This window comes from Frigoribacterium sp. Leaf263 (assembly GCF_001422285.1).
In the GTDB taxonomy this organism is placed as follows: domain Bacteria; phylum Actinomycetota; class Actinomycetes; order Actinomycetales; family Microbacteriaceae; genus Frigoribacterium.
In genome coordinates this window covers 205,777-231,835 of the sequence record NZ_LMMO01000004.1, presented here as the reverse complement: position 1 = coordinate 231,835, position 26,059 = coordinate 205,777, and the positions used below count along the sequence as shown (strand labels likewise).

29 protein-coding genes are annotated in these 26,059 nt (G+C 73.2%); 12 read left to right on the top strand and 17 right to left on the bottom strand.

The window, feature by feature from the left end:
- Nucleotides 1–72: 72 nt before the first annotated feature.
- Genes aztD through aztB form a run of 4 tightly spaced genes read right to left on the bottom strand, consistent with a single transcriptional unit; the run spans nt 73 to nt 4,380 of the window.
- Entirely contained in the window at nt 73–1,296 is a 1,224-nt protein-coding gene (aztD, locus tag ASF17_RS10345) for a zinc metallochaperone AztD (RefSeq protein WP_055799232.1), read from the bottom strand.
- Between the two features lie 35 nt (nt 1,297–1,331).
- Nucleotides 1,332–2,261 carry a zinc ABC transporter substrate-binding protein AztC gene (aztC, locus tag ASF17_RS10340; protein ID WP_055799228.1) on the bottom strand — a complete coding sequence of 310 codons (930 nt, stop codon included), beginning with the start codon at nt 2,259–2,261 and terminating at the stop codon, nt 1,332–1,334.
- A 2-nt stretch (nt 2,262–2,263) separates the two neighbouring features.
- A complete protein-coding gene (locus ASF17_RS10335; RefSeq protein WP_055800659.1) occupies nt 2,264–3,493 on the bottom strand; it encodes a hypothetical protein in 1,230 nt (409 codons plus the stop codon).
- Nucleotides 3,490–4,380 carry a zinc ABC transporter permease AztB gene (aztB, locus tag ASF17_RS10330; protein ID WP_055800656.1) on the bottom strand — a complete coding sequence of 297 codons (891 nt, stop codon included), beginning with the start codon at nt 4,378–4,380 and terminating at the stop codon, nt 3,490–3,492. The genes ASF17_RS10335 and aztB overlap by 4 nt, the downstream gene beginning before the upstream one ends.
- 66 nt (nt 4,381–4,446) lie before the next feature.
- Between aztB and ASF17_RS10325 the strand changes: the two genes are divergently transcribed.
- From ASF17_RS10325 to ASF17_RS16000, 3 genes are all read left to right on the top strand, one after another.
- Nucleotides 4,447–5,136 (top strand): metal ABC transporter ATP-binding protein, encoded by a 690-nt coding sequence (locus ASF17_RS10325; RefSeq protein ID WP_055799225.1) that lies wholly within the window; start codon nt 4,447–4,449, stop codon nt 5,134–5,136.
- A gap of 78 nt (nt 5,137–5,214) precedes the next feature.
- Entirely contained in the window at nt 5,215–5,901 is a 687-nt protein-coding gene (locus ASF17_RS16005; RefSeq protein ID WP_055799223.1) for a GntR family transcriptional regulator, read from the top strand.
- On the top strand, nt 5,898–6,671 hold the full coding sequence (locus ASF17_RS16000) for a sugar transferase (protein ID WP_055799218.1): 774 nt from the start codon (nt 5,898–5,900) through the stop codon (nt 6,669–6,671). Before ASF17_RS16005 ends, ASF17_RS16000 begins: the two co-directional genes overlap by 4 nt.
- Here ASF17_RS16000 and ASF17_RS15995 read toward each other — a convergent pair.
- Nucleotides 6,665–7,327, bottom strand: coding sequence for a GntR family transcriptional regulator (locus tag ASF17_RS15995; RefSeq protein ID WP_055799215.1), 663 nt, complete (start codon nt 7,325–7,327; stop codon nt 6,665–6,667). The two genes, ASF17_RS16000 and ASF17_RS15995, sit on opposite strands and share 7 nt — an antisense overlap.
- Nucleotides 7,328–7,443: 116 nt before the next feature.
- Here ASF17_RS15995 and trhO point away from each other — a divergent pair, with 116 nt between their 5' ends.
- Nucleotides 7,444–8,337 (top strand): oxygen-dependent tRNA uridine(34) hydroxylase TrhO, encoded by an 894-nt coding sequence (trhO, locus tag ASF17_RS10305; RefSeq protein WP_055799212.1) that lies wholly within the window; start codon nt 7,444–7,446, stop codon nt 8,335–8,337.
- Nucleotides 8,334–8,819: a pyridoxamine 5'-phosphate oxidase family protein gene (locus tag ASF17_RS10300; RefSeq protein WP_055799209.1), complete on the top strand. Its 486-nt coding sequence runs from the start codon at nt 8,334–8,336 to the stop codon at nt 8,817–8,819. Before trhO ends, ASF17_RS10300 begins: the two co-directional genes overlap by 4 nt.
- 27 nt (nt 8,820–8,846) lie before the next feature.
- Here ASF17_RS10300 and ASF17_RS10295 read toward each other — a convergent pair whose 3' ends face one another.
- Nucleotides 8,847–9,386 (bottom strand): hypothetical protein, encoded by a 540-nt coding sequence (locus ASF17_RS10295; RefSeq protein ID WP_055799206.1) that lies wholly within the window; start codon nt 9,384–9,386, stop codon nt 8,847–8,849.
- 77 nt (nt 9,387–9,463) lie between these two features.
- Between ASF17_RS10295 and ASF17_RS10290 the strand changes: the two genes are divergently transcribed.
- From ASF17_RS10290 to ASF17_RS10260, 7 genes are all read left to right on the top strand, one after another.
- The gene (locus tag ASF17_RS10290; protein ID WP_055799204.1) at nt 9,464–10,489 is read left to right on the top strand and encodes a 6-phosphofructokinase; all 1,026 of its coding nucleotides are present in this window, start codon (nt 9,464–9,466) and stop codon (nt 10,487–10,489) included.
- Between the two features lie 106 nt (nt 10,490–10,595).
- Nucleotides 10,596–11,087 carry a hypothetical protein gene (locus tag ASF17_RS10285; RefSeq protein WP_055799201.1) on the top strand — a complete coding sequence of 164 codons (492 nt, stop codon included), beginning with the start codon at nt 10,596–10,598 and terminating at the stop codon, nt 11,085–11,087.
- An 81-nt stretch (nt 11,088–11,168) separates the two neighbouring features.
- Entirely contained in the window at nt 11,169–12,584 is a 1,416-nt protein-coding gene (locus tag ASF17_RS10280) for an SPFH domain-containing protein (protein WP_055799198.1), read from the top strand.
- Nucleotides 12,585–12,594: 10 nt separating this feature from the next.
- The gene (locus ASF17_RS10275) at nt 12,595–13,590 is read left to right on the top strand and encodes an MDR family oxidoreductase (protein WP_082475263.1); all 996 of its coding nucleotides are present in this window, start codon (nt 12,595–12,597) and stop codon (nt 13,588–13,590) included.
- 103 nt (nt 13,591–13,693) lie between these two features.
- Nucleotides 13,694–14,383, top strand: coding sequence for a GntR family transcriptional regulator (locus tag ASF17_RS10270; RefSeq protein ID WP_055799192.1), 690 nt, complete (start codon nt 13,694–13,696; stop codon nt 14,381–14,383).
- Between the two features lie 138 nt (nt 14,384–14,521).
- Entirely contained in the window at nt 14,522–15,211 is a 690-nt protein-coding gene (locus ASF17_RS10265) for a GntR family transcriptional regulator (RefSeq protein WP_055799188.1), read from the top strand.
- Nucleotides 15,208–16,038: an ABC transporter ATP-binding protein gene (locus tag ASF17_RS10260; protein WP_235476539.1), complete on the top strand. Its 831-nt coding sequence runs from the start codon at nt 15,208–15,210 to the stop codon at nt 16,036–16,038. The genes ASF17_RS10265 and ASF17_RS10260 overlap by 4 nt, the downstream gene beginning before the upstream one ends.
- 112 nt (nt 16,039–16,150) lie before the next feature.
- Here the strand turns inward: ASF17_RS10260 and hemL are convergent, their stop codons facing one another.
- From hemL to hemE, 11 genes are all read right to left on the bottom strand, one after another.
- Entirely contained in the window at nt 16,151–17,515 is a 1,365-nt protein-coding gene (gene hemL / locus ASF17_RS10255) for a glutamate-1-semialdehyde 2,1-aminomutase (protein ID WP_055799185.1), read from the bottom strand.
- A complete protein-coding gene (hemB, locus tag ASF17_RS10250; protein WP_055799182.1) occupies nt 17,512–18,504 on the bottom strand; it encodes a porphobilinogen synthase in 993 nt (330 codons plus the stop codon). Before hemB ends, hemL begins: the two co-directional genes overlap by 4 nt.
- Complete coding sequence (locus ASF17_RS10245) at nt 18,504–19,286, bottom strand: uroporphyrinogen-III synthase (protein ID WP_055799179.1); 783 nt, start codon at nt 19,284–19,286, stop codon at nt 18,504–18,506. Before ASF17_RS10245 ends, hemB begins: the two co-directional genes overlap by 1 nt.
- A complete protein-coding gene (gene hemC / locus ASF17_RS10240) occupies nt 19,283–20,269 on the bottom strand; it encodes a hydroxymethylbilane synthase (RefSeq protein ID WP_055799175.1) in 987 nt (328 codons plus the stop codon). The genes ASF17_RS10245 and hemC overlap by 4 nt, the downstream gene beginning before the upstream one ends.
- Nucleotides 20,270–20,273: 4 nt before the next feature.
- Entirely contained in the window at nt 20,274–21,497 is a 1,224-nt protein-coding gene (locus ASF17_RS10235) for a ferrochelatase (RefSeq protein WP_055799173.1), read from the bottom strand.
- On the bottom strand, nt 21,494–22,261 hold the full coding sequence (gene hemQ / locus ASF17_RS10230; protein ID WP_082475262.1) for a hydrogen peroxide-dependent heme synthase: 768 nt from the start codon (nt 22,259–22,261) through the stop codon (nt 21,494–21,496). The genes ASF17_RS10235 and hemQ overlap by 4 nt, the downstream gene beginning before the upstream one ends.
- A gap of 98 nt (nt 22,262–22,359) precedes the next feature.
- Nucleotides 22,360–22,587 (bottom strand): DUF3618 domain-containing protein, encoded by a 228-nt coding sequence (locus tag ASF17_RS10225; protein ID WP_055799170.1) that lies wholly within the window; start codon nt 22,585–22,587, stop codon nt 22,360–22,362.
- Between the two features lie 46 nt (nt 22,588–22,633).
- Nucleotides 22,634–23,095 (bottom strand): phage holin family protein, encoded by a 462-nt coding sequence (locus ASF17_RS10220; protein ID WP_055799166.1) that lies wholly within the window; start codon nt 23,093–23,095, stop codon nt 22,634–22,636.
- The gene (locus tag ASF17_RS10215; protein WP_055799161.1) at nt 23,092–23,370 is read right to left on the bottom strand and encodes a hypothetical protein; all 279 of its coding nucleotides are present in this window, start codon (nt 23,368–23,370) and stop codon (nt 23,092–23,094) included. Before ASF17_RS10215 ends, ASF17_RS10220 begins: the two co-directional genes overlap by 4 nt.
- A gap of 51 nt (nt 23,371–23,421) precedes the next feature.
- Nucleotides 23,422–24,837 carry a protoporphyrinogen/coproporphyrinogen oxidase gene (locus ASF17_RS10210; RefSeq protein ID WP_082475260.1) on the bottom strand — a complete coding sequence of 472 codons (1,416 nt, stop codon included), beginning with the start codon at nt 24,835–24,837 and terminating at the stop codon, nt 23,422–23,424.
- 29 nt (nt 24,838–24,866) lie between these two features.
- A complete protein-coding gene (hemE, locus tag ASF17_RS10205; RefSeq protein WP_055799158.1) occupies nt 24,867–25,940 on the bottom strand; it encodes a uroporphyrinogen decarboxylase in 1,074 nt (357 codons plus the stop codon).
- Nucleotides 25,941–26,059 lie beyond the last annotated feature (119 nt).

The window sequence follows — 26,059 nt, the reverse complement described above, 5'->3', positions numbered from 1 at the left end:
ACCCGGCTGGGGGTGGCTCCGCGACGGACGAGGAGGCGCGGTGCCGACCGGCACCGCGCCTCCTGCCCTCGGCTACTCGCCGACCGCGGTCGCGATCTCGTTCGGGGTGACGTCGAGCTCGCTCGTGGCGACGACCTCGCCCGTGGTCAGGTCGACCGCGTGGATGCTGTTCTTGGCCGGCTCGGTGACGTAGCCGACGCCGTCGGCGCCCACGACGATCGCCGGGTGGGCGTCCTGCCACTCGACGGGGCTCTCCCAGGCGTCGATGACGGGGTACGAGGCGGTCAGCTCGCCGGTCTCGGGGTCGAGCACGTGCACGGCGCCGTCGGAGCCGATGATGTACGCGAGGTCGTCCGGGCCGCGGGCGACGTCACGGAAGGTGTACTCGACGCCCTCGGGCAGGTCGACGACCTCGAGGGTCTTCGCCTCGGTGTCGATCAGGGTCACAGCGTTCAGCAGGTAGCCCTCGGCGTCGGGGTCGTTCTTGTAGTCGCCGACGATGATCGGGCTGGTCTCGCTCACGTACGCGTTGCCCATGCGGCCGTAGGGCTGGTCGGGTGCGTCGAGCTTGGTGATCTCGCCGTCGTGGTAGACGATCGCGCCGTCCTCGCAGCCGAAGACGACGGCCTCGTCGGCCGCGGTGCCCTCGCCGTGCACGCCCGGGCACTCGTCGCTCTGCGCGACGACCTCGCCGGCCGCGTCGCGGACCTCGATGCCGTTCCGGCCGTCGGCGTTCCCGACCGTGGTGAGGAACGTGCCGTCCTCGAGCACGACCGAGACGCCGTGGTGCGCCTCGACGCCCTCGATGGTCTCCGTCTCGGGCAGACCGTCGGCGGTGGCCAGGTCGGCGGTGTCGAAGACGGTGGTGTCGCTCGTGCCGTCGGCGTAGAGGATCGTCTTGCCGCCATGCCGCACGACGTGGCCCGGGGTGTCGGCCGCGAAGACGGTGTCGGTGAGCTCCGGCTCCTCCGACGTGCCGGCCGCGGTGTCGAGCAGCTGGAAGCCCTCGCTCATCGTGACCATCACGTGGCGGCCGTCGCCCGCCGGGTTCAGCCGGGTGAACTCCTCGGAGTCCATGTCGGCGACCGTCTCGAGGGTCGTGCCGTCGAGCACGAGGATGCCGCCCTCGTACGAGACGGCGACGCGGCTGCCGGCCGGGCCGGATGACGCGTCGGCGGCGGGGGTGGTGGTGCCGTCGCTCTCGGGTGCGGCGCCCGACGAGCAGGCGGCCAGGGCGGCGACGAGCCCGAGGGAGGCGGCGGCGAGGCCGACTCGGCGGAGGTGGGGGGTGCGCATGGCGGGTTCCTTCTCTTGATGGTGGATCAGGGCGCTCAGGGCGAGAGCCCGGTGGCGATGCGCTGCGTGTTGACGCGCATCATGGTGAGGTAGTCGGGAGCCCCCTCGTCGGGTCCCGTAAGGGACTCGGTGTAGAGCTCGACCACCTCCACGTGGATGTCGGCCTCGCCGGCGAGGGCCTGGACGAGGCGGTCGGGCGACGACGACTCGGCGAAGATCGCCCGGACCCCGGTCTCCTCGACGGCGTCGACGAGGTCGGCGAGGTCCGAGGCGGAGGGCGCGGCCAGGGTCGTGCCCCCGGGGATGACGGCTCCGACCACGTCGAAGTCGAACCGGTCGGCGAGGTATCCGAAGACGTGGTGGTTCGTGACGAGGGCGCGGCGGTCGTCGGGGATCGCCTCGAACGCCGCGGTCATCTCGGCGTCGAGCGCGTCCAGCCGCGCCCGGTAGTCGGCGGTCCGCTCGGCGACGGCCTCGGCGTCGACGCCGGGGATCCCGGCCAGCTCGGGCTCGAGCGCGTCGACGACGTCGAGCATCCGCGCCGGATCCGTCCAGAAGTGCGAGTCGGGCATGCCCTCGGCGTCGCCCTCGCTGTAGTCGAGCACGTCGATGACGTCGCCGGCGACGAACGTCGGCACGTCGTCCGCCGAGGCCGCGTCGAGGTGCTGCTGCAGCCCCTCCTCGAGACCGAGCCCGTTCGAGACGATCAGATCGGCCGACCGCAGGCGCGCCGCCTCCTGGGCCGAGATCTCGAACGAGTGCGGGTCCGCGTTCGGCTTCATCAGCGTCATGACCTCGGCGTCGTCGCCCACGAGCTCCTCGACCACGTCGCCGAGGATGTTCGTCGAGACGGCCACGAGCGGCCGGTCGTCGCCCGCGACGGGCGAGCAGCCTGTGAGCGCGAGGCCGGCGACGGCGGCCGCGACGATCGTGGACAGGGTCGCGCGCCGAGTGGTGGATCGCATGGTCATCGTCCCGTCTGGGCGGTGAACGCCGGTTCGGTGGCGGTGTCGAACGTGCGGGCGACGCGGGCGCCGTCGGCGTGGTCGATCTCGAACAGGCGCCGTTCGGACGGGCCGCTGAGGTAGGCGCGCTGCTGGTCGGCGACGAGGGTCGGGGTCGCTCCGGCCGCGAGGGACTCCGCGACGAGCGGCTCGGTCTCGGCGAGCACGGCGCCGTCGGCGCTCATGACCACGACGCGGCCGTCGGCGGTGAGGGCGAGGACGTTCTCGTCGGCGTCGTCCACCGCGGTGACGTGCACGAGCGGCGCCGGGGCGTCGATCAGCGTCCACGAGCGCTCTCGGGTGTCCAGCAGCCAGATGCCCTCCGAGCCGGCGAGCGCCGCGACGGTGGGTCGCCCCTCCCGGTTGTCGAACGACGTCGCGGGCGGCGCGGTCGTCCCGGCCGGGTAGGGGATCCGCTCGACGGTGAGCTCGTCGTCGACGACGGTGGCCAGCAGCGCCCCGTCCGAGCAGCCGATGACGGCGCCGACGCGGGTGGTGATGGTGCCCGACGCGTCGGGGCACGCCTCGTCGAGCCCGGTCGGTTCGCCCTCGGCCGTGTAGCCGACGGCGGTGCCGCCCTGGGCGACGACCGCGAACGACCCGACGGGCACGACCATGCCCGGGCCGGGCGCGGTGTCGAGGCGGAACAGCTCCGAGACCTCGCCCTCCGACAGCGCCTCGGTGTCGAGCAGGACGGCCTCGCCCGAGCCCTCGAAGAACACGCCGGTGCCGCCCGACGTCGAGAGGTTCGTGGTGGCGATCTGCGCCTCCCCGCCTCCGTCGACGGTGCCGAGGAGGCGCGGGTCGGCCCGGTAGTAGTGGAAGTGGTCGACGTGATCCCACGTCCACACCCCGCTGTCGACGACCTCGACGCCGGCCTCCGTCTGCGCGAACAGGTACCGGCCGTCCGTCGTGATGGCGGACGGGGCGCCGATCGACCCGATCTCGGTGACGGTCTCGTCGAGCAGGTCGAGGTGCGAGACCGCCCCCTCGGGGTCGATCGTGGTGAGCCCGAGGCGCGGCTCGGCGAGCTCCTCCGCGCCGGCGACCGCGCCGTGACCCGCGGGTGCGGTCGCCGCCGACGACTCGGACCCCGCGGCGGACCCGTCGGAGGCGTCGGACCCCGGGGAGCACGCGGTCAGGGCGAGCGCGCAGACGCCGACGAGGGCGGAGTTCAGGATGCGGGAGATCACGGGGTCCTTTCGAGAGGGGCGGGCGCGGGGGCCGGTGCCGCGGGCGGGGCCGGGGGTCGAGCAGCCCGCCGCCGGGTCGTCACGATCGAGCGCGCGGCCCACGAGAGACCCGACAGGGCGATGGCGGTGGCGGCGACCGACGCGCCGGCCGCCGTGGCGGCGTGCCACGAGACGAGCAGTCCGATGACGACCGCGGCGATGCCGACGACGGCGGCGAGCGCCATGCGGGTGGGGATGCGCGTCGTCCACTGGCCGGCTGCGACGGCCGGTGCGAGCAGGAGGCCCACGACCAGCAGCGACCCGACGGCCTGGTACGAGGCGACGACGGCGAGGGTGACGAGTCCGACCAGGGCCGCGTGCGCCAGCCGGGGGCGGAGTCCGAGCACGGCGGCGATCCGCGGGTCGAGCGCCGAGGCGACGAGCGGGCGGTGGAACACGACGGCGACGACGAGGCCCACGACGGCGGCGACGGCGAGCAGCAGCACGTCGAGCGGGGCGATGGCGAGGATGTCGCCGAAGAGGATCGAGGTCGCGTCGGTGGCGAAGCTGCCCGAGTGCGAGATGATCACGACGCCGAGGGCGAGCATCGAGACGAAGAGCATGCCGATGCTCGTGTCGTACGAGAGCCGGCCCCGACGCTGCAGGGCGGCGATGCCGAGGCTCATGGCGACGGCGCTCAGGGCGCCCCCGACCAGGACGGGGGCGCCGACGACGGTCGCGAGGGCGACGCCGGGCAGCATCCCGTGGGCGAGGGCCTCGCCGAGGAACGCCATGCCGCGGATGACGACCCAGGTGCCGACGACGCCGCAGAGGACGGCGACGAGACCGCCGCCGACGAGGGCGCGCTGGAGGAAGTCGAGCGTGAACGGCTCGAGGATCCCGGTGATGGAGGAGGGCACGAGGCACGACCGTAGCCGAGAATGAGAACGGTTATCAACTTGTAGGGTGGAGTCGTGCTCTCGAACCGACCCGCCCCCCTCCCCTGCGTCAGCCTCCGCGGCGCGGGTGTCGACTTCGACGGTCGCGCCGCACTCGACGGGGTGGACCTCGACCTCGCCGCCGCGTCGCTGACCGTCGTGGCGGGCCCGAACGGCGCCGGCAAGTCGACGCTCCTCGAGGTCGTCGCCGGCACCCGCCCCCTCTCGCGCGGCACCCGCGTGGGCTCCCGCGTCACGGCCTTCGTGCCGCAGCGTGCCGGTGTCTCGGACCGCCTGCCGGTCACGGTGCGCGACGTCGTGACGATCGGCACCTGGGGCCGCTCGACGAGCCCCCGGCACCGAGGAGGCGCGGCGCGCGAGACCGTGGCGGTCGCGCTGGACAGACTCGGCATCGCCGACCTCTCGGGCGAGCCGTTCTCGTCGCTGTCGGGCGGTCAGCGCCAGCGGGCGCTCCTGGCGCAGGGCCTCGTCGGCGGTGCGGACCTCCTGCTGCTCGACGAGCCCACGACGGGGCTCGACGACGAGAGCTCCGAGCGGATCCGCGACATCATGCAGACCGAGGCGCGCCGCGGCGTCGCGGTGGTCTGCGTCTCGCACGACCCGGCGGTGCTCGCCGTCGCCGGGCGCGTGATCCGTCTCGACGGCGGCCGCATCGGATCGGACACGACGGCGACGGCGTCGGCGTCGGCGTCGGCGGGGGCCTGACGCCCGTCCGCCGCCCGCTACCGCTCTGGCGAAAAAGAATGACGGATGATATGTTCTGCTTCTGACTTTGGAGGCAGCATGCCAGTTCCCGACCGCTCGACGCGTCGCCCCCGGCGACTGCTCCGCGATCTGACGTTCGAATCCGTCCTCGACGCCATCCTCGACGGCACGCTGCATCCCGGCGAGCGCCTGTTCGAAGACGACATCGCGGCCTGGCTGGGCGTCTCGAAGACGCCCGTCAAGGAGGCGCTCGCCCGGCTCGCCACCCAGGGCCTCGTCGACATCGAGGCGAACCGGTACACCCGCATCGCGTCGGTGACGATCGCCGACCTGCTCGACACGTTCGAGCTCATCGGCGTCCTCCACGGCGAGGCGATGCGCCACGCGAGGCAGCTGCCGGGCGACGAGACCGCACCCCTCGCCGACCAGCTGGTCGAGGCCCTCGCGGCCGACGACGCGACGTGCGCCGACATCGTCCGCGAGACGACGGTCTTCGTCGACCGGGCCGGGAACCCGCTCACGCGTCGGGCCGCCGAGCCGCTCGACCATCGCGCGGCGTTCCTCTCGCAGCACGTCTCGATCAGCCTCGGCGAGCCGGCCCTCCGCCCCTCGGTGGCGGTCTTCGCGGCAGCGGTGTCCGATCGACGCTGGCTCGAGGCCGGCGATGCGCTCGTCGAGCTGCTCGGCCGCGAGACGCTCGGCCCCGCCGTCGCAGGGCTCGACGACATCCCGGCTGTGCCCGACACCCGGCGGGCGGCACGGTGACGACCACGCCCCTCAGGCCGGGCTCGACCCGGGGCGCGACCCCGGCCCCCCTCCCCGACGCCGTCACCCCGATCGCCGTCACCCCGAACGCCGTGGCCCCGGGTGCCGTCACCCCGGAGGCCTCGCCGGGCGCCTCGCCCTACCTCGCCCCGCCGCCCGTCCGCCGCCGTCCGCACCGGGTCGCGAAGCGCCTCGTCGACGTGATCGTCGGACTCGTCCTCGCCGTGGCCCTCCTCCCCCTCGCCGTCCTGGTCGCCCTGGCGGTCCGCCTCGACACCCCCGGGCCGATCCTCTACCGACAGCAGCGCGCGGGTCTCGACGGCCGGCCCTTCACGATGCTGAAGTTCCGCACCATGCACGTCGATGCCGAGGCCCGGCTCGCCGAGCTCGCCGCCCGCAACGAGGCCGGCGGGCCCCTCTTCAAGCTCCGTCGCGACCCCCGGGTCACCCGGGTGGGTCGCCGACTGCGTCTCCACTCGATCGACGAGCTGCCCCAGCTGCTCAACGTGCTGCGCGGCGACATGAGCCTCGTCGGCCCCCGACCCGCGCTGCCCCACGAGGTCGACCGCTACTGCGACCGGGCGCGGCAGCGCCTGCTGGTGCTCCCCGGGCTCACGGGCCCGTGGCAGGTCGGCGGCCGATCCGACCTCCCCTGGGAGGCCGCGCTCGATCTCGACCTCTCGTACGTCCACGACTGGACCCCGGTCACCGACGCCGTCGTCCTCGTCCGGACGGTGCGCGCCGTGGTGCGCCCGGTCGGCGCCTACTGACCCGCCGACGAGGCGATCCTCTCGACGGCCGTGCGAGCCGCCTCGACATCGGCCCTCTCGAGGGCGACGGCGAGACTCGACAGCCCCTCCGTCAGACCCGCCTCGTCGAGGTCGTCGCCGACGAACCGGGCGTGGAACAGCAGCGCGACCCCGAAGTGGACGACCATTCCCTCGAGTCGACCGTTCGACGAGGCGGCGGCCATCGTGCGAGCGGCCGAGACGAGGGCCTCGACGACCGGGGGCGCGCTCGGCGCCACCACCCGCGCCTCGTCCCCCGCCGGGGCCTCCGCACCGGCCTGACGGAGCACCGCCGCCACCGCGACCCGCGTCTCGTCGTCGGCGACGGCCTCGACCAGGGCGAGCAGCACGAGCGAGCACAGCGTGGGCAGCAGCGGGCGCACGAGCCAGGGGCGGGCGTGACTGACCCGGGTGTACCTCTTCGGCACGGTCTCGATCAGAGAGAGGTCCTCGAGGCGGGCCAGCGCCATGCGGATGGGCGTGCGGGAGACGCCGAGCCACTCCTCCAGCTCGGTGTCGCGCAGCCGCTCGCCCTCGGCGAGCTCGCCCGACACGATGGCGTCGAGGACGAGCTCGAAGACCTCGTCGCGGTGGAGCCGCCGGCAGAACGCGGGTGACGGGGTCGTCGGGATGGGCATCGATCCTCCTCGTGGTCGACGGCCCCGACCGGCGGTGTGCCGCCCGGTGCCGTTCCACATGTCAGAATAGTGCATTCATCATCCAGGACTGCACAGTCGACGACTAAGCTCTCCGGGTGGCCGTCCCCAAGATCCTGCTGTTCTACGTGTTCACCCCGCTCGCCGACCCCGAGGCCCTGCGCCTCTGGCAGCGCGACCTGTGCCGCTCGCTCGACCTGACGGGTCGGATCGTCCTCTCGCCCCACGGGATCAACGCGACGGTCGGCGGCGAGCTCCGAGACGTCAAGCGCTACCTCAAGACGACCCGCGAGTACGCGCCCTTCGCCGGCCTCGACGCGAAGTGGAGCGAGGGCACGGGTCACGACTTCCCCCGCCTGTCGGTCAAGGTCCGCGACGAGATCGTCACCTTCGGCGCCGCCGACGAGCTTCGGGTCGACGCCGACGGCATGGTCGGCGGCGGCACGCGCCTGTCGCCCGACGGGTTGCACGAGCTCATGGCGCGCGAGCAGGTCACGTTCTTCGACGGTCGCAACGAGTTCGAGTCGCGCATCGGCCGGTTCCGCGATGCGATCGTGCCCGACGTCGCCACGACGCGCGAGTTCGTGGCCGAGATCGAGAGCGGCCGCTACGACCACCTGAAGGACGAACCGGTCGTCACGTACTGCACCGGCGGCGTCCGCTGCGAGGTGCTCAGCTCGCTGATGACGACGCGCGGCTTCACCCGCGTCTATCAGCTCGACGGCGGCGTGGTCCGCTACGGCGAGCGCTTCGGCGACGACGGCGTTTGGGACGGCTCGCTCTACGTGTTCGACGGCCGCGGCTCGGTCGACTTCTCCGACCACACCGCCGTGCTCGGTCGATGCGTCCGCTGCGGCGACGCGACGAAGCGGATGCGCAACTGCAGCGACGTCCAGTGCCGCGAGCAGCTGGTGGTCTGCGACGCGTGCGCGGAAGGAGGCGCGGTGCACTGTGACCCGCACCGCACCTCCGGCGTAGCGTCACCCGCATGACCGACACGAACGACATCAAGCGCATCTCCGAGGTCCTCGACAAGGGCCGAATCGGCATCCTCACGACCCAGGGCAGCAGCCAGCACCTGGTCAGCCGGCCCCTCGCCATCGTCGACCGCGAGTTCGACGGCAAGGTCTACTTCTTCACGCCCGACCCGTCGCCCAAGGTCGACGACGTCCGCGCGCACCCGCAGGTCAACGTCGCCGTCGAGACCGGCAAGGGCTACCTGTCGCTCTCCGGCAAGGCGACCGTCGTCAAGGACGCGGAGCTCATCGACGAGCTGTGGACCACCGGGGCCGAGGCCTGGTTCGACCAGGGCCGTGACGACCCCACCGTCGCCCTGCTCGAGGTCGACGTCGAGACCGCCGAGTACTGGGTCAGCAACGAGCCCAAGGCCGTCACGCTGCTGAAGTACGCGAAGGCCGCGATCACCGGCGGTCACCCCGAGAACGTCGCCGACACGGGCACCGTCCGACTCTGAGTCGATCGGCGGCCAGCACGACCGGCGTCAGTCGCAGGTGACCGTGCGTCCGGCCGGGTCGGCGTACTCGCCGGGGCCCAGCTGGGCGCACGTCGCCGACAGCCGCGCCAGGTGGTCGAGCGCGCTGACGCCGTAGACGATGCTCGCCACCATCACGACGGCGGCGATCGCGACGCCGATCAGGGCGAGGCGCCGCGAGTGGCCCGCCCGGGCCGAGCGTCGGGCCGACACGAGGCCGAGGACGAGCCCGAGCGGCGCGAAGAAGACCGCGAAGACGATCGACGCGACGGCGAGACCGTGACCGGGGTCGTCGTGTCGGGGTCTCGGGGCGTCCCACTCGTCGTCGTCGGCAGGGGCGAAGTACGAGTCGAATCCGGCCGCGTCGGGCCGGGGCTCGGGGGCGGCTGGCGCCCACGTCTGCTCGGCGGCCGGCGCGAACGGATCGACCCGCGCCTCCTGCCGGGGCCGAGGAGGCGCGGCGAGAGGGATCTCGCGGCTCTCGCCCGGTGCGGGCCGGGTGAAACGCGCCCAGGCCGACGGCGGTCGCGGCGTCGACTGGTCGCTCATGCGTCGAGGGTAGTACGCCATGATGGAACCGACCTCGGCCCTCCGGGCCGGGCCCGACCTTGCGATGGAGCATCACGATGAGAATCGGAATCCTCACCAGCGGCGGCGACTGCCCCGGCCTGAACGCCGTCATCCGCGGAGCCGTCCTGAAGGGCACGCAGATCCACGGGCAGGAGTTCGTCGGGTTCCGCGACGGATGGCGCGGGGTCGTCGACGCCGACATCGTCCCCCTGGCCCGGAAGGACATCCAGGGCATCGCCAAGCAGGGCGGCACGATCCTCGGCACGAGCCGGACGAACCCCTTCGAGGGCGACGGCGGCGTGGCGCGCATCACCGAGAACATGGAGCGGCACGGCATCGACGCCATGATCGCGATCGGCGGCGAGGGCACCCTCGCGGCGGCCAAGCGCCTGACCGACGCCGGTCTCAAGATCGTCGGCGTGCCGAAGACCGTCGACAACGACCTCGGTGCCACCGACTACACCTTCGGCTTCGACACCGCCGTGCAGATCGCGACCGACGCCATGGACCGCCTCCGCACGACCGGCGAGTCGCACAGCCGCTGCATGGTCGCCGAGGTCATGGGCCGCCACGTGGGCTGGATCGCCCTGCACTCGGGCATGGCGTCGGGCGCGCACGCGATCCTCATCCCCGAGCAGGCGACGAGCATGGATCAGATCGTGGCGTGGGTGAAGTCGGCGTACGACCGGGGTCGCGCGCCGCTGGTCGTCGTGGCCGAGGGCTTCGTGCCCGATCAGGGCACCGACGTGCACTCCGAGCGCGGGCTCGACGCCTTCGGCCGTCCCCGTCTCGGCGGAATCGGCGAGCGCCTCGCGCCGATCATCGAAGAGCGCACCGGCATCGAGACGCGAGCCACGACGCTCGGTCACATCCAGCGCGGCGGCACGCCCACGTCGTACGACCGGGTGCTCGCGACGCGTCTCGGGCTCGCGGCGAGCGACGCGGTGCGGGACGAGCGCTGGGGCCGCATGGTGGCCCTGCGCGGCACCGACATCGTGCACGTCTCGTTCGAGGAGGCCCTCGACAGCCTGAAGACCGTGCCGCAGCACCGCTACGACGAGGCCGCCATCCTCTTCGGCTGATCCGGGCACCCGCCGAGGAGGCGCGGGTCGGCGACCCCAGGCGGATCCGTCCGCATTCCCCCGCGCAGCCGAGGCGCGGCGGGTCGTCTTCTGACAGTCTCGTCGCATGGTCACGTTCATCGTCGTCGGGTCGGTGGGGCTCGTCGTCCTGCTGCTCAGCATCGTCGTGGGCGATCTGCTCGACGTCTTCGACATCGGCGACGGCCTCGTCTCCGGCGTCGCCGTGGGCGCCGCTCTGGCGATCTTCGGCCTCGCGGGCGTCGTCACCCTGCAGAACGGCCTGCCCCCGGGCTGGACGTACGTCATCGCGATCGCGATGGCCCTCGTCGCCCTCGTGGTCATCCAGATCCTCGTCCGCCGGGTCACCCGCCGCGAGACCGGCGGCCACTGGTCGCCGGTCGGCTTCGTCGGCACGGCGACCGAGACCATCACGCCGACGGGCGGCGAGGTCCGCCTCGACGACGTCCGCGAGCTCGAGCGCCGCCTGGCCGTCAGCAGCGAGCGCATCGAGCGCGGCACCCGCATCCGGGTGGTGGCCGAGGCCGGTCCGCGCGTCGAGGTCGTGCGCGACGGGTCCGAGCCGACCCGCGCCTCCTAGGCTCCGCCGCCCCCGTTCCCCGACCCGCACCGGGTCCCCCGACTACCGCCCCGCACCACCGAAAGAGAAACGAGAAGCCCGATGGACTTCATCTCCGGAAACATCAGCGTCGTCGCCATCGTCGTCGCGGTCGTCATCGTCGTCGCCCTGCTGTCGTTCGTCGCCAGCCGCGTGCGACGCGTCCCGCCGAACGAGGCGCTGATCGTCGTCGGCCGTGGCGCCGAGCGCTCCGAGGGCGGCGGGATCTCGAGCCCGCAGAAGGTCATCATCGGCGGACGCACCTTCGTCTGGCCGATCTTCCAAGAGGGGTTCAAGCTCAGCCTCGAGCAGTACCAGACCCCCGTCGAGGTGCAGGCGATCGACGCCAACTACATCCGCACCGCGGTCAAGGCCACGGTCAACTTCAAGGTCACCGGCACCGAAGACGGCGTGCGTCGCGCCGCCCAGCGGTACCTGCTGCAGCAGCAGCAGCTGCCCGTGATCGTCCAGCAGTCGCTCGAGGGCTCGATCCGCGGTCTGATCGGCGGCCAGCCGGTGGACGACCTCGTCAAGAACTTCTCCCGTCTGGCGGCCGACGCCGTCAACGAGACCAAGGGCGAGCTCGCCGAGCTCGGTCTCCAGATCGAGACGATGAACATCCGCGAGATCGAGACCCCCGGCAGCACGTACCTCGCCGACCGCGGTCGCGCCGAGGCCGCCGTCGCCAAGCAGAACGCCGACGTCGCCGAGGCCGAGGCCGAGCGCATCGCCGCCCTGGCGCGCATCGGCAACACGCAGCAGACCGCCGAGCGTCAGCTGCAGCTCGACGTGCGCCAGGCGCAGATCAAGGCCGAGACCGACCGCGCCAACGCCGAGGCGTCCGCCGCCGGCGAGCTGGCCCGCGCCACGCAGGACAAGCTCGTCGCCGAGCAGGAGAGCATCGCCGTCGCCGAGCAGGCCAAGGTCAACCAGGAGCGCCTGAACATTGACGTGCGCCAGCCCGCCGAGGCCGCCGCGTACGCCGCCGTCCAGAACGCCGAGGCCGAGCGCGACGCGGCCAACGCCGCCGTCGAGGCCGAGGCCTTCCGCCGCACGCAGCTCGCCGACGCCGCCCGCGCCGCGGCCGAGAACGAGGCCGCCGCCGTCGAGGCCGCCGGTCGCGCCGAGGCCGCCGCCATCAAGGCCAAGGGTCTGGCCGAGGCCGAGGCGGTCGACGCCCTCGCCGAGGCGCAGGGCAAGTTCGGCCAGGCCGCCCTGGCCTCGCAGGTCATCTCGCGTCTGCCCGACATCGCCCGCGAGATGGCGGCGCCGATGAGCAACATCGACACGCTCACCGTCGTGTCGACCGACGGGGCGAACGAGCTCACCAAGTCGGTGGCGAACAACATGACGCAGCTGCAGGACGTCGTGAAGGCCACGACCGGTCTCGACCTCGTGGGGGCCCTGGGCGGGTTCCTCGGCGGTCGCGCCGGGGCGGCGTCCGACTCCCCCGTCACCACGCCGCGCGACTCCGCGTAGCCTGGCGCGCATGCGAGCCGTCGTCGTCGAGAGAGGTCAGCGAGCCACCCTGCGCGAGGTGGCGCCGCCCCTCGGCGGCGACGGACTCGAGCCCGGCCGGGTCGTCGTCGACGTCCTCTGGTCGAGCCTGAACTACAAAGACGGACTCGCCCTCGCCGGCGACCCGGGCGTCGTCCGCGTCAGCCCGCTCGTGCCGGGCATCGACGTCGTCGGGCGGGTCCTTTCCGTGGGGCCCGAGACCGCCGACGGATCGTTCGCGGTCGGCGACCTCGTGGTCGCGACCGGCGCCGGTCTCGGCGAGACGCGCGACGGCGGCTTCGCCGACCAGGCCGTGGTCGACGCCGACACGCTCGTGGCCGTGCCCGCCGGCATCAGCGCACGGCAGGCCGCCGCGATCGGCACGGCCGGGCTGACGGCGATGCTGAGCGTGCTCCGCCTCGAGCGCGGCGTACACCCGGGCGACGGCGAGATCGTCGTCACCGGGGCGGCCGGGGGCGTCGGGTCGGTCGCCGTCGCGGTGCTGAGTCGCCTGGGGTACTCGGTCACCGCCTCCTCGGGGCGGGCCGACGAGCTGGGACCGTATCTCCGGTCGCTCGGCGCCGGCACGGTCATCGACCGGTCCGAGCTCGGCGAGCCGGGCAAGCCCATCCGCCGGCCGCGCTGGGCCGGCGGCATCGACTCGGTCGGCAGCACCACGCTCGCGGGGGTGCTCGCCGAGACGTCCTGGGGCGGCACCGTGACGGCCTGCGGGCTGGCGCAGGGCTCCGATCTGCCGACGACGGTGCTGCCGTTCATCCTGCGGTCGGTCACCCTGGCGGGCATCGACTCGGTCCAGGCGCCGGTCGCGCTGCGTCGCTGGGCCTGGGCGCGTCTGGCGGACGACCTCGATCTCGACCTGCTCGACTCGATGACCCGCGAGGTCGCGCTCGACGACGTCGTCGCCCAGGGCGGCGCCATCCTCGACGGACGCGTGCAGGGCCGCACCGTCGTCCGCGTCGGCGCCTGACACCTCGACCCCCGACTCGCGGGGGCGCTCTGTGGACACGCCCGGGGTGGTCTACTAAAGTACCGGATAATCGATACATCCTCGTGCATTGAAGGTCTGATACATGCCCATCCCCTCCGGTCCCGACGCTCCGGCACCCCGCCGCCTCCTGCGCGACGTCGTCTTCGACAAGCTGCTCGCGGCGATCGAAGACGGCACGCTGCAGCCCGGTGAGCGCCTGAACGACGACGAGCTCGTCACCTGGCTCGGCGTCTCGCGCACACCCATCCGCGAGGCGATCGCGAAGCTCGTCGACCACGGCCTCGTCGAGATGGAGGCGAATCGCTACACCCGCATCGCCCTGCCCGACTTCGAGATGTACCGGCACGCCCTGCAGGTCTACTCGGGGCTGAACGAGCTCACCGCCCGCTGGGCCATCCCCCTGCTCGACGACGCCGACGTCGACGAGTTCACCGGGTTGGTCGACGTCGCGCTGGCGCGTCTCGCGGAGCACGACGTCGCCGGGCTGCCCGACTTCCAGGCGGTGCCGGCGTACCTGCGGACGAAGGTCGGCAACCCCCTGCTCGACAGCGCGGAGCGGCTCATCAACGCCCGGGTGATGTTCAACTCGAAGCCCGTCCTCGACCACTGGCAGTGGGATCTCACCACCGAGTACCTCACCCGGATCCGAGAGGCCGTGCGCCGGCGCGACGTCGCCCTCGCGATCGCCGCCTTCCAGCCCCTCGACGAGGCGAACCTCCGCCACCTCGAAGCCGTCGAGGTCGTCGGCGCGCTGCTCACGACCCGGTCGTAGCACCGCCGCACCGCGACACCCGCACGACCAGCTCCACAGCACGACAGCACGACCAGTTCCACCGCACCATCCCCGGTGCGGGCCGACGCAGGGAAGTCGGCCCGCACCTCCCGCCCTCCGCCCGACCCAGGAGACCCCATGCCGATCCCCACGCTCACCGACCAGCCGCCCGCCCCCCGCCGTCTGCTCCGCGACGTCGTCTACGACAAGATGTTCGACGCGATCATCGACGGCACCCTCGAGTTCGGCGAGCGACTGAACGACGACCAGCTGGTCGCCTGGCTCGGGGTCTCGCGCACGCCCGTCCGCGAGGCCATCGCCAAGCTCGCCGACCAGGCCCTGGTCGACATCGAGGCGAACCGCTACACGCGCATCGTGCACCCCACCTTCGACGAGTTCGTCGACACCATCGACGTCGGTTACGCCGTCTGGGCGCTCTTCGTCGAGCGCGGCGTCGCCCGCCTCGGCTCGAGCCAGCGCGCTGAGGCCCTGAAGATCCTCGACGCCCGCATCAAGGCCTTCTCGGCGAAGAAGCTCGAAGACGACGCCGCCCTGGTCCGCTTCAACGAGCTGCTGCTCGAGGCCAGCGCGAGCACCTCGCTGGCGCGACTGTGGGCGAACACGGGCCCGCGCCTCCTGCTGCTGATCCGTCGTCCGTCGTCGCAGGGGCTCTTCGACTTCGACGCCGCTCTCGAGTTCACGGAGTCGTTGCGCGAGGCCGTGGCCTCGGGCGACGCCGCCGCCGCGGCCGAGGCCGTCCGCACGCAGCCGGCGCGCCTCGCCGCGTTCCACGAGCAGGTCCGCGAGGCGGGCGTCTACCTCTCGTGACCCCGGCGTCGGCGACCGGCGCGCGGCCGAGCCCGGTCGTGCTCGACGTCGCCGACGTGCGGGTCGCGCGCTCGGGTCGCGACCTCCTGGCCGACGTGTCGCTGCGGGTCCGATCGGGTGAGCACTGGGCCCTCATCGGCCCGAACGGCGCCGGCAAGACCACGCTGCTGACGCTCTGCGGGGCCCTCGGGCACCCCACCTCGGGCACGGTCGACGTGCTGGGCCGCCGTCTCGGCCGCGTCGAGCTGAGCGAGCTGCGGCGGCACATCGGTCACGTCGACCCGCGGCACCGCATGCTGCGCGACAACATCGTCACCGAGGTCGTGCTGACCGGGCTCACCGGCAGCAGCGACCCCGTCGCCCGCTGGTCGCCGACACCCGCCGAGGAGGCGCGGGCGCATTCGCTCATCGCCTCCGTCGGTCTCGGGGCCCGGTCCACGGCGCGTTGGTCGGTGCTGTCGCAGGGCGAACGGGGTCGCGCCCTCATCGCCCGGGCGCTGGTCGCCACGCCCTCGCTGCTGCTGCTCGACGAACCCGCGACCGGTCTCGACGTGGCCGCCCGCGAGCACCTGCTCGACACCCTCGACGGCGTGCGGGCGGCCCACCCGGACATCGCGTCCGTGACCGTGACCCATCATCTCGAGGATCTCCCGGCCAGCACGAGTCATGCCGTCCTGCTGCGCGACGGCCGCGTCTTCGCCCAGGGAGCGGCCGACCACGTGCTGACATCGGAGCCGGTGTCGGCGGCCTTCGACCACCCGCTCGACGTGGAGCGCGTCGACGGACGCTGGTCGGCTCGGACCCGGCGAGGCGCCCCGCCGGCCTGAGTGCCCGGCGCACCTCGCGCCCTGGAGCGCCTCGCGCCCTGGAGCGCGCACCCGCACGCCCGGCCCGACGGGACCACGGCAGCGAGCCGTCGCCCCGACGGACCCGGCCGGCCTAGACCGGCGTCGGCGGCGTCGCCGCAGCCGCAGCCTTCGCGGCGGCGGGCAGGGCATCCAGGATGCGCGACACCGCGGTCTCATCGTGCGCCGCCGTGACGAACCACGCCTCGTAGACCGACGGCGGCAGGTTCACGCCCGCGTCGAGCATGGCGTGGAAGAACGGCGGGTAGCGCCAGGCCTGCTGCGCGCGGACGTCGTCGTAGTCGACGGGTGCCGTGGGCGTGAAGGCGAACGAGAACAGCGAGCCCGCGCGCTGCACGGTGTGCTCGACCCCCTCGGCGGACAACGCGGCGGAGACGGCGTCCGACAGCCGGTCGGAGACCGAGTCGAGCGTGGCGTACACCTCGGGCGTCGCGAGACGGAGGGTCGCCGTGCCCGCCGCGACGGCGACGGGGTTGCCGCTCAGCGTGCCGGCCTGGTAGACGGGGCCGAGAGGGGCGAGGTGGTCCATCACGTCGGCACGACCGCCGAGCGCGGCGAGGGGCATGCCGCCGCCGATGACCTTGCCGAACGTGACGAGGTCGGGCTCCCACCCGCTGCCGTCGGGCACGATGTCAGCCGCTTCGAGACCCCACCAGCCGGCCGGGCCGACCCGGAACCCGGTCAGCACCTCGTCGACGATCAGCAGGGCGCCGTTGGCGCGCGTGATCTCGGACAGGCTGCGGTTGAAGCCGCGCTGCGGCGCCAGCACGCCCATGTTCGCGGCGGCGGCCTCGACGATGACGGCCGCGATGCGCGGCCCGTGCTCGGCGAACGCGCGGCGCACGGCGTCGAGGTCGTTGTACGGCAGCACGAGGGTCTGCGCCGCGGTGGCCGCGGTGATGCCGGCCGAGCCGGGCAGCGACAGGGTCGCGACTCCCGAGCCGGCCTCGGCCAGCAGCGAGTCGGAGTGTCCGTGATAGTGGCCGGCGAACTTCACCAGCAGATCGCGGCCGGTGCAGCCGCGGGCGAGACGGATCGCCGTCATGGTCGCCTCGGTGCCCGTCGACACCATGCGGATCTTGCCGATCGGGCGGGCGTCGCCCACGGAGACCCGCTCTCGCACGAGCTCGGCGAGCTCGGTCTCGCCCGGCGTCGACGCCCCGAACGAGAGACCGCGGGCGGCGGCCTGCTGGACGGCCTCGAGCACCTCGGGATGCGTGTGGCCGAGGATGGCCGGACCCCACGATGCGACGAGGTCGACGTACTCGCGGCCCTCGGTGTCGGTCACGTAGGGGCCCGAGGCGCCGACGAGGAACCGGGGTGTGCCCCCGACCGACCCGTAGGCCCGGACCGGCGAGTTGACGCCGCCGGGGATGGAGCGCTTCGCTCGCGCGAAGTACCCGTCGTTGGTGCGGTCTGTGCTGCGGTCGGTGATCATCGGATCCGTCCTTCCCGGAGGCGCGTGGCCAGTTCCGTGGCCCAGTACGTCAGGATCGCATCGGCTCCGGCCCGCTTGATCGAGAGCACGCTCTCGTACGACGCGGCGTCGAGGTCGATCCAGCCGTTGGCGGCGGCGGCCTGGATCATCGCGTACTCGCCGCTGATCTGGTACGCCCAGACGGGCACCGGGCTCATCGCCGCGGTCTCGGCGAGCACGTCGAGGTAGCTCATGGCGGGCTTCACCATGACGATGTCGGCGCCCTCGGCGAGATCGAGCTCGACCTCGCGGATGCCCTCGCGACCGTTGGCCGCGTCCTGCTGGTAGGTGCGGCGGTCGCCGACGAGCGTCGACTGGACGGCCTCGCGGAACGGCCCGTAGAACGCCGAGGCGTACTTCGCGGCGTAGGCCAGCAGAGCGGTGTTCGAGAAGCCGGCGGCGTCGAGCGCGTCGCGGGCCGAGCCGATCTGGCCGTCCATCATGCCGCTCATGCCGATCAGCTGCGATCCGGCCTCGGCCTGCACGACGGCCATCTCGTCGTAGCGGACGAGCGTCGCGTCGTTGTCGACGGAGCCGTCGGCGGCGAGGACGCCGCAGTGCCCGTGGTCGGTGAACTCGTCGAGGCAGAGGTCGGTCTGCACGACGAGGGCGCCCTGCGCGGCGTCGACGGCCACCCGGGTCGCGACGTTCAGGATGCCGTCCGGGTCGGTCGCACCCGAGCCGACGGCGTCCTTCTCGAGCGGGACGCCGAAGAGCATGACACCGCCGACCCCGGCCTCGGCCGCCTCGGCGACGGCGTGCGGGAGGCTCGCGAGGCTGTGGTGGACGACTCCCGGCATGGACGAGATCTCGACCGGCGAGTCGATGCCCTCTCGGACGAACATCGGCAGCACGAGATCGGCCGGATGCAGACGCGTCTCGGCGGTCAGGCGGCGGAGGGCGGGGGTGGCGCGCAGCCGACGGGGGCGCACGCGGGGGAACTCGGACATCAGTCTTTCTCGGGATCGGAGGGGCGTCCGTCGAGGGCGTGGTCGACCACGGCCTGGACGAGGGCGGCCGCCGAGCGGGTCTCGGCGATCAGGTGCACCGGCAGCCCGGCCGCGCGGGCGTCGAACGCCGTGCGCGGCCCGATGCAGGCGACGAGGGTGCTCGCGGGCAGCGGGGCCAGCTGTGCCGCGATCTGCCGGGCCACGCTGCCCGAGGTGATGAGGATGACGCCGATGTCGCCCGACCGGACGCCGGTCGCGACGGACTCGGAGACGTCGACGCCGACCGTGCGGTAGGCGGAGACGAACTCGGCGTCGAAGCCGCGCTCCGACAGGCCCGCGACGAGGGTCGGCTCGGCGAGGTCGGACTGCGGCACCAGCACGCGGCCCTGGACGTCGTCGCGCGGCCACTCCTTGACGAGACCCCGCGCCGAGTTGTCGCCCTCGGGCACGAAGTCGACGCGGTAGCCGGAGAGCGTGAGGGCCGCGGCGGTCGTCTCGCCGACGGCCGCGATGCGGGTCGAGGCGGGTGGGCGGATGCCGTTGCCGACGAGCACGTCGACCGTGGTGGCGCTGGTGACGACCAGCCAGTCGTAGACACCCGCCTCGAGACGGGCGAGGGCGGCGGCCAGCAGCTCGGGCGTCTCGGCCGGAGCGAAGTTGATCATCGGGGCGATGACGGGGGCGGCGCCGTGGGCGCGCAGGGCGGCGGCCACGCCGTCGCCCCACTTGCCGCCGCGAGGCACGAGCACACGAGTGCCCTTGAGCGGCCGATCGACCGTCACGACGCGCTCCCCACCGGGTCGCCGCCCGACGGTCCGCCGCCGAGCGGCGCCAGATCGGCGGCGCCGAGCTCGAGGAGCTCGTCGACGACGCGACGGGCGACCTCGGAGACGTCCACCAGCTGCGACTCGAGCGAGCCGTCGTCGAGCGACACGGCGTGCGAGGAGCTGACGGTTCCGGCGCCCTCGGGGCTGTAGACGGTGGCGCTGAGCAGCAGCAGACCGGCGTCGACGACGGCGGTGGCGCCGATCGGTGCGGCGCAGCCCGCTTCGAGACCGGCGAGCACCTGACGCTCGGCCGTGACGACCAGTCGGGTCTCGCGATCGTCGACCGCGGCGAGCCCGCGGGCGAGGACCTCGTCGGGGTCGCCCTCGCGCACCTCGACCGCGAGGGAGCCCTGACCGGGGGCGGTCGGCCACCAGCCCAGGCCGAGCAGGTCGGTCGCCGCGTCGAGACGCCCGAGGCGGCCGAGGCCCGCCGCCGACAGCAGCACGGCGTCGAGGTCGTCTCCGACCCGCCGGAGGCGCGTGTCGACGTTGCCGCGGATGTCGACGATCTCGAGGTCCGGACGACGCGAGAGCAGCTGCGCGGCACGTCGAGGGGACCCCGTGCCCACGCGCGAGCCCTGAGGCAGGGTCTCGAGGGTGAGCCCGTCGCGCGCGCACAGGGCGTCGCGGGCGTCGGCCCGGCCGGGCGTCGCGCCGATGACGAGACCGGGGTGGGAGGCGGTGGGCAGGTCTTTCAGGCTGTGGACGAGCACGTCGCATTCGTCGGCGAGCAGCGCCGAGCGCAGGGCGCTGGCGAAGACGCCGGTTCCGCCGAGGCTGGACAGCGACTCACCCGACGACTGGGTGCGGTCGCCCTCCGTCTTGATGCGGACGAGCTCGACGTCGGCGCCCGTCGCACGCCCGAGCCGCTCGGCGATGGTCGTCGACTGGGCGACGGCGAGTGCGCTGCCGCGGGTTCCGATGCGGAGTGTCGTCACGGCGTCAGGGCACCAGACCCGAGAGCGCCGGCTTGAAGCCGAGGCGGACGTTCTCACAGCACCCCGGGCGGCAGACGTCGTACCAGGGGCCGAGGTCGGTCACGTGCGGGCGGTCTTCGGCCGGGACCCCGTCGCGTCGCTCGAGCACGAGGTCGACCAGACCCGTCACGTAGTTGGGGTCGATGCCGGGCGTCGGCGTGCGGACGGCCCAGAAGCCGTTCTTCTCGCTGGTCTCGAGCGCCTCGTTGTCGAGGTCCCACATGACCTCCATGTGGTCGCTGACGAAGCCGAGCGGCACGATGACGACGGCGCGGGTCGGACCGCCGGCGAGATCGTCGATCGCGTCATTGATGTCGGGCTCGAGCCACGGCATCGACGGCGGACCGCTGCGCGACTGGTAGACGAGCTGCCACGGCACGGTGCTGCCGCCGCCTCCGGGGATCTCCAGCTCGAGGGCGGCCTCGGCCGCGGCCATGACGACCTCGGCGACCGCCTTGTGCTGGGCGGCGTAGGCGCCGTCTTCGTCGAAGCCGCGCGACTGCGGCCCGCTCTTGGCCGCATCGGTCGAGGGGATCGAGTGCGTCGCGAAGAGCACCTGGATCTCGGACGACAGGTCGAGACCGTCCAGCTCGGCACGGGCCTTCAGCAGCGCGTCGCGCACGCCGTCGATGAAGGGCTGGACGAAGCCGGGGTGATCGAAGAACTGACGCACCTTGTCGATCTGCATCGTGTCGGCGAGACCCGTCTCGTCGAGGGCCATGGCGAAGTCCTCGCGGTACTGGCGGCACGAGCTGTACGACGAGTAGGCGCTCGTGGCGACGGCGATGAGCTTGCGGAACCCGCGGCGATCCGCCTCGCGGACCGCGTCGGCCATGTAGGGATCCCAGTTTCGGTTGCCCCAGACGACGGGCAGGTCGATGCCGCGTCGCTCGAGCTCGGCCTCGAGGGCCGCCTTGAGCTCGCGGTTGTGCTCGTTGATCGGGCTGACGCCGCCGAAGTGGCGGTAGTGGGTGGCCACCTCCTCGAGCCGCTCCTCGGGGATGCCGCGACCGCGCGTGACGTTCCGCAGGAACGGGATGACGTCGTCCTGGCCCTCGGGGCCGCCGAAGCCGGCCAGGAGGATGGCGTCGTAGTCGGTCGGCTCGGAGACGTGCTCGGGGCCGCGCTCGGCCGCCGGGGTGGCGTTGCGCACGAGCTCGCCGTTGGTGATTCCGCTGGTGTCGGTCACGACAGAACCTCGATGATCTCGGTGGTGGTGATGCGTCGGCCGGTGAAGAAGGGGATCTCCTCGCGGACGTGACGACGGGCTTCGGTGTAGCGCAGGTCGCGCATGAGGTCGACGAGCTGGACCAGCTCGGGCGCCTCGAGGGCGAGGATCCACTCGTAGTCGCCCAGCGAGAAGCTCGCGACCGTGTTGGTGAGCACGGCCCGGTGCTCGGACCCCTGCTTGCCGTGGTCGGCCAGCATCTGACGGCGCTCGGACTCGGGCAGCAGGTACCACTCGTAGCTGCGCACGAAGGGGTAGACCGTCAGCCACGCCTCGGGATCCTTGCCGCGCATGAAGGCCGGGCTGTGGTTGCGCGAGAACTCGGCCTCGCGGTGCATGCCCATGGCGTTCCAGGTCGGGAGCAGGCCGCCGAGCGCGTCGGTGCGGACCAGGCGACGGTAGGCGGACTGGATCGCCTCGGGGATCTCGCCGTGCAGCCAGATCATGATGTCGGCGTCGGCGCGCAGGGCGCTGACGTCGTAGAACCCGCGGACGACGACGCCGTCGGCGGCCAGCGACTCGACGACGGCGTCGAGCGCCTCGGCGTCGGTCTCGTCGGGGGTGAACGGGTTCTGGGGGTCTCGGCGGAGCACGGCCCACAGCGTGTAGCCGAGACGCTCGGCGCCGGCGCCCGACGACGGAGCCCCGGTCGGGGCCGATGCGGGAGCGGCGGGTGAATCTGACGTCGGCAACACGGGTGCCGACCCGTCGGCGCTGGTACTCATGCGGCTATTCTCCCCCTCTCGCGGCTGGGAGCCCAACCAGGTACTTCCAGTTCGAGAGAACGGTGGAGGACGCCCCGGGCGGGGTCGGTGGGGAGGGGCTAACGGCGCTTGACGACGCCGACCAGGATGCCGCCGACGGTCAGCGCGACGACCCCCGCGCCCGCGAGCCACGGCCACTTGTCGCGCTCGTACGACGCCTTGGCCCGCTGCCCGGCGGCACCCAGCTGCTTGGGCACGTTGAGCTTGTCCTCGATCTCGTTCAGCGTCGCGGCCAGCTCGGCACGCGTCTTGTCGATGTGACCCTGGATGTCGTTCGTGTCGCTCACGATGGTTCCGTTCGGTGCAGGGGAGGTGCGGAGAGGGGGAGGAGCGTCAGGACTCGTCGAGACGCGTGCGGGGGATCGTGCCGACGCCCTTGATGGCCCGCAGATCGCGCTGCAGGCTGGCCAGGGTCTTCTCGGGGACGACCGGCAGCCCGACCTTGATCTTCTTGTAGCCGACCCAGCCGAGGATGCCCGCGCCGATCAGCAGGGCCACCGCGACGATGAGGGCCGACAGCCAGCCCGGGAGCCAGATGGCGATCAGGAGCACGATCGCGGTCAGGAGCACCCCGAGGGCCGCGAAGACGAGCACGAGCGCGCCGACGACGAAGCCCGCGCCGAGGCCGAAGGCCTTGAGGGTGCCGAGGATCTCGCTCTTCAGCAGCGCGATCTCGCCCTTGACGAGGTCCGTCACCAGGGTCGGGACGTCGTGCAGCAGCGTGAAGAGCGACCGGGAGCGGGTCCGTGAGCCGGAGTCGTGGCGGATCCGGTCGCTCCGGGTCGAATCGGTCATCGGGTCTTACCGGTGGTCGTCGACTTCTGCTTCTTCCTGCCGCCGCCGAAGGCCCGCACGATGACGAACTTGACGGCGTTGACACCCGCGTCGACGACGTCGGCCGTCTTGGCGCCGGCGAAGTCCTCGGCCTTGACCACCTGGCGCTGGACCGCGCGGCTGTGCCAGAGCTTCGAGCTCGTCGCCGAGATCTGCTCGTAGCGGTCCCGACCGGCCCGGGCGCCCAGCACGAAGCCGAGTGCTCCACCGGCGACGAAGATCAGTTTGCCTCGCATGTCGCTCCTTCTGTGGTCTGCGCGCGGCCGTCGGCCACGCGAGACCCCAATCTAGTCCGAGGGCGCCGCGAGATGCCCGACGCCGTCGCTCAAGACGGCCGCGGCGGTCGCACGGGACTGCGCGATGACCGAGGCGAGGCCCCGTCCCGCCACGGCGCCGCCGACGCGACGGACGCCGTCGAGGGGGGTGACGGAGCCGACCCGCGCCTCCTCGGCTCCGGTCGCGGGCGTCGTCAGCGGGGCGTCCCAGGCGACGCGCGCCCAGCCGTCGACCCGATCGGGGTCGAGGGCGACGCCGAGCAGCACCCCGGCATCGGCGATCGCGACCGCACGCAGCTCGGCGTCGGGGGTGCTCCGCTCGACGACGGGCGAGTCGTAGCTCAGCCGCAGCACGTGGCGACCGCCGGTCCGCTCGGCGAGCCACGGCCACTTGACGGTGGCGTGCGTGAGGGCCTTCGCCCGCACGTCGAGGGCGCCCGGCGCGACGAGCACCCCGGTGCCCCGCGGGCCGCCGTCGAGGGCCGGTTCGCGGACGACGAGGGTGACGAGCGTGATCAGGCCCGCAGCCGAGGAGGCGCGACCCGCCAGGGCCCGCCCCGCACCCTCGCCGACGGCCAGCACCACGGCGTCGGCGACGAGCCGCTCGCCCCCGACGGTCACGGACGACGCGTCGAGCGCGCTCACGGGGGCGTCGAGGCGGGTCTCGACGCCGAGCCGGGCCAGATCGGCGACGAGCGCGTCGACCAGCCGGGCGTTGCCGCCCCGCAGACCCGCGACCGCCGAGCCCGCCGGGGCCAGGGCCCGCAGGCTCAGGACGGCGGCCGTGAGCGACCCCTCGCGCAGCAGCGCGCGGCGCAGGCCCGGCGACACGCGGTCGACGAGGAGGTCGTCGGGGTGACGCGAGTGGACGCCCCCGACGATCGGCGTGACGAGCCGGTCGAGCACGGCGTCGCCCATGCGCGCGCGGATGAACGGACCGACGGCGATCTCGTCGGCGCCGACCTCGGCGGGCTGCGCGTCGAGCCGGGCGGCGATCGCCGCCCCGTCGGCCCCGATGACGCGCAGCACGTCGGGGTCTGCGAGATCGCCGGGGATGCCGAGCAGACCCGTGCGGGGCAGCGGGAACGCCTCGCCGTCGGCCTGATGCACCCAGGCGCCTCGACCGTCGGGCAGCACGATGTCGTCGCCGAGGCCGAGATCGGCGAGGTAGGCGGCGACCGTCCCCCCGCGGGTGGCGAAGCTCTCGGCGCCCGAGTCGAGGTCGATCCCCGCGACGGTGTGCCGGCCCACCTCGCCGCCGAGTCGACCCGAGGCCTCGAGCAGCAGCACGCGCGCCCCGCCTCGGGCCAGCTCGCGCGCGGTGACCAGTCCGGCGACCCCGCCGCCGACGACGACGACGAGCGCGCGCCCGGAGGCGGGCGCCGGCGACTCGGAACCGACCGAGGAGGCGCGGAGCGGGTCGGACACGGGCGTTCCCCTTCTCTGAGAGCGGTCTTCTAGAGCGTGTGCGCCAGCTCGACGATGCGGGTCAGCACGTCGGGGTCGGTGTCGGGGTTGACGCCGTGCCCCAGGTTGAGCACGTGGGCCGGCGCGGCGCGGCCGCGCTCGACGACGTCGCGCACGTGCGCCTCGAGCACCGGCCAGGGCGCCTGCAGCAGGGCGGGGTCGATGTTGCCCTGGAGCGGGGTGCCGCCGCCGAGGCGACGCGAGGCCTCGTCGAGCGGGATGCGCCAGTCGACGCCCATCGCGTCGACGCCGACGTCGCGCATGGCGGTCAGCACCTCGCCGCTGCCGACGCCGAAGTGGATGCGCGGCACGCCCAGGTCGGCCACGTGCGACAGCGCACGGGCCGAGTGCGGTGCCACGTTCGCCGTGTAGTCGGCGAGCGACAGCGACCCGACCCACGAGTCGAACAGCTGGGCGGCGCTCGCACCGGCCATCACCTGCGCGCGCAGGAACGCCCCCGTGACGTCCGCCGCCCAGGTGAGCAGCGCCTCCCAGGTGTCGGGATCGCTGTGCATCAGGGTGCGGGCGCGGATGTGGTCTTTGGAGGGGCCGCCCTCGACGAGGTACGCGGCGAGGGTGAACGGGGCGCCGGCGAAGCCGATCAGCGGGGTGGCGCCCAGCTCGGCGACCGTCTGCGCGACGCCGGCCGCGATGGGGGCCAGCGCGTCGTCGTCGAGCGGGCGCAGGGCGGCGACGTCGGCCGCCGTGCGGATGGGGTTCTCGAGCACCGGACCGCGCCCGGGGACGATGTCGACCGACACCCCGGCGAGCTTGATCGGCACGACGATGTCGCTGAAGAAGATGCCGGCGTCGACGCCGTGGCGACGGACCGGCTGCAGCGTGATCTCGCTGGCGAGGTCGGGGGTGAGGCAGGCGTCGAGCATCTTCGTGCCGACGCGCAGCTCGCGGTACTCGGGCAGCGATCGACCGGCCTGACGCATGAACCAGACGGGCAGCGTCTCGGGCCGGTCGCCCCGCAGCGCCCGCACCAGGCGGGAGTCGGCGGTGAGGCCGGTCGCGAGCGGGTGCTGGTCGGGCAGGGCGGAGGTGATCACGGGGAGCATTCTCCCATCGCCTGCTGGGCGTCTCGTCGAGGCGACCCGGCGGGGGTCCCGCGGTCCCGGGACCGCCCGCGCGGCCGCCTCGCCCTCGGCTCGCCGACGACGCGGAGGCGGGAGCCGAG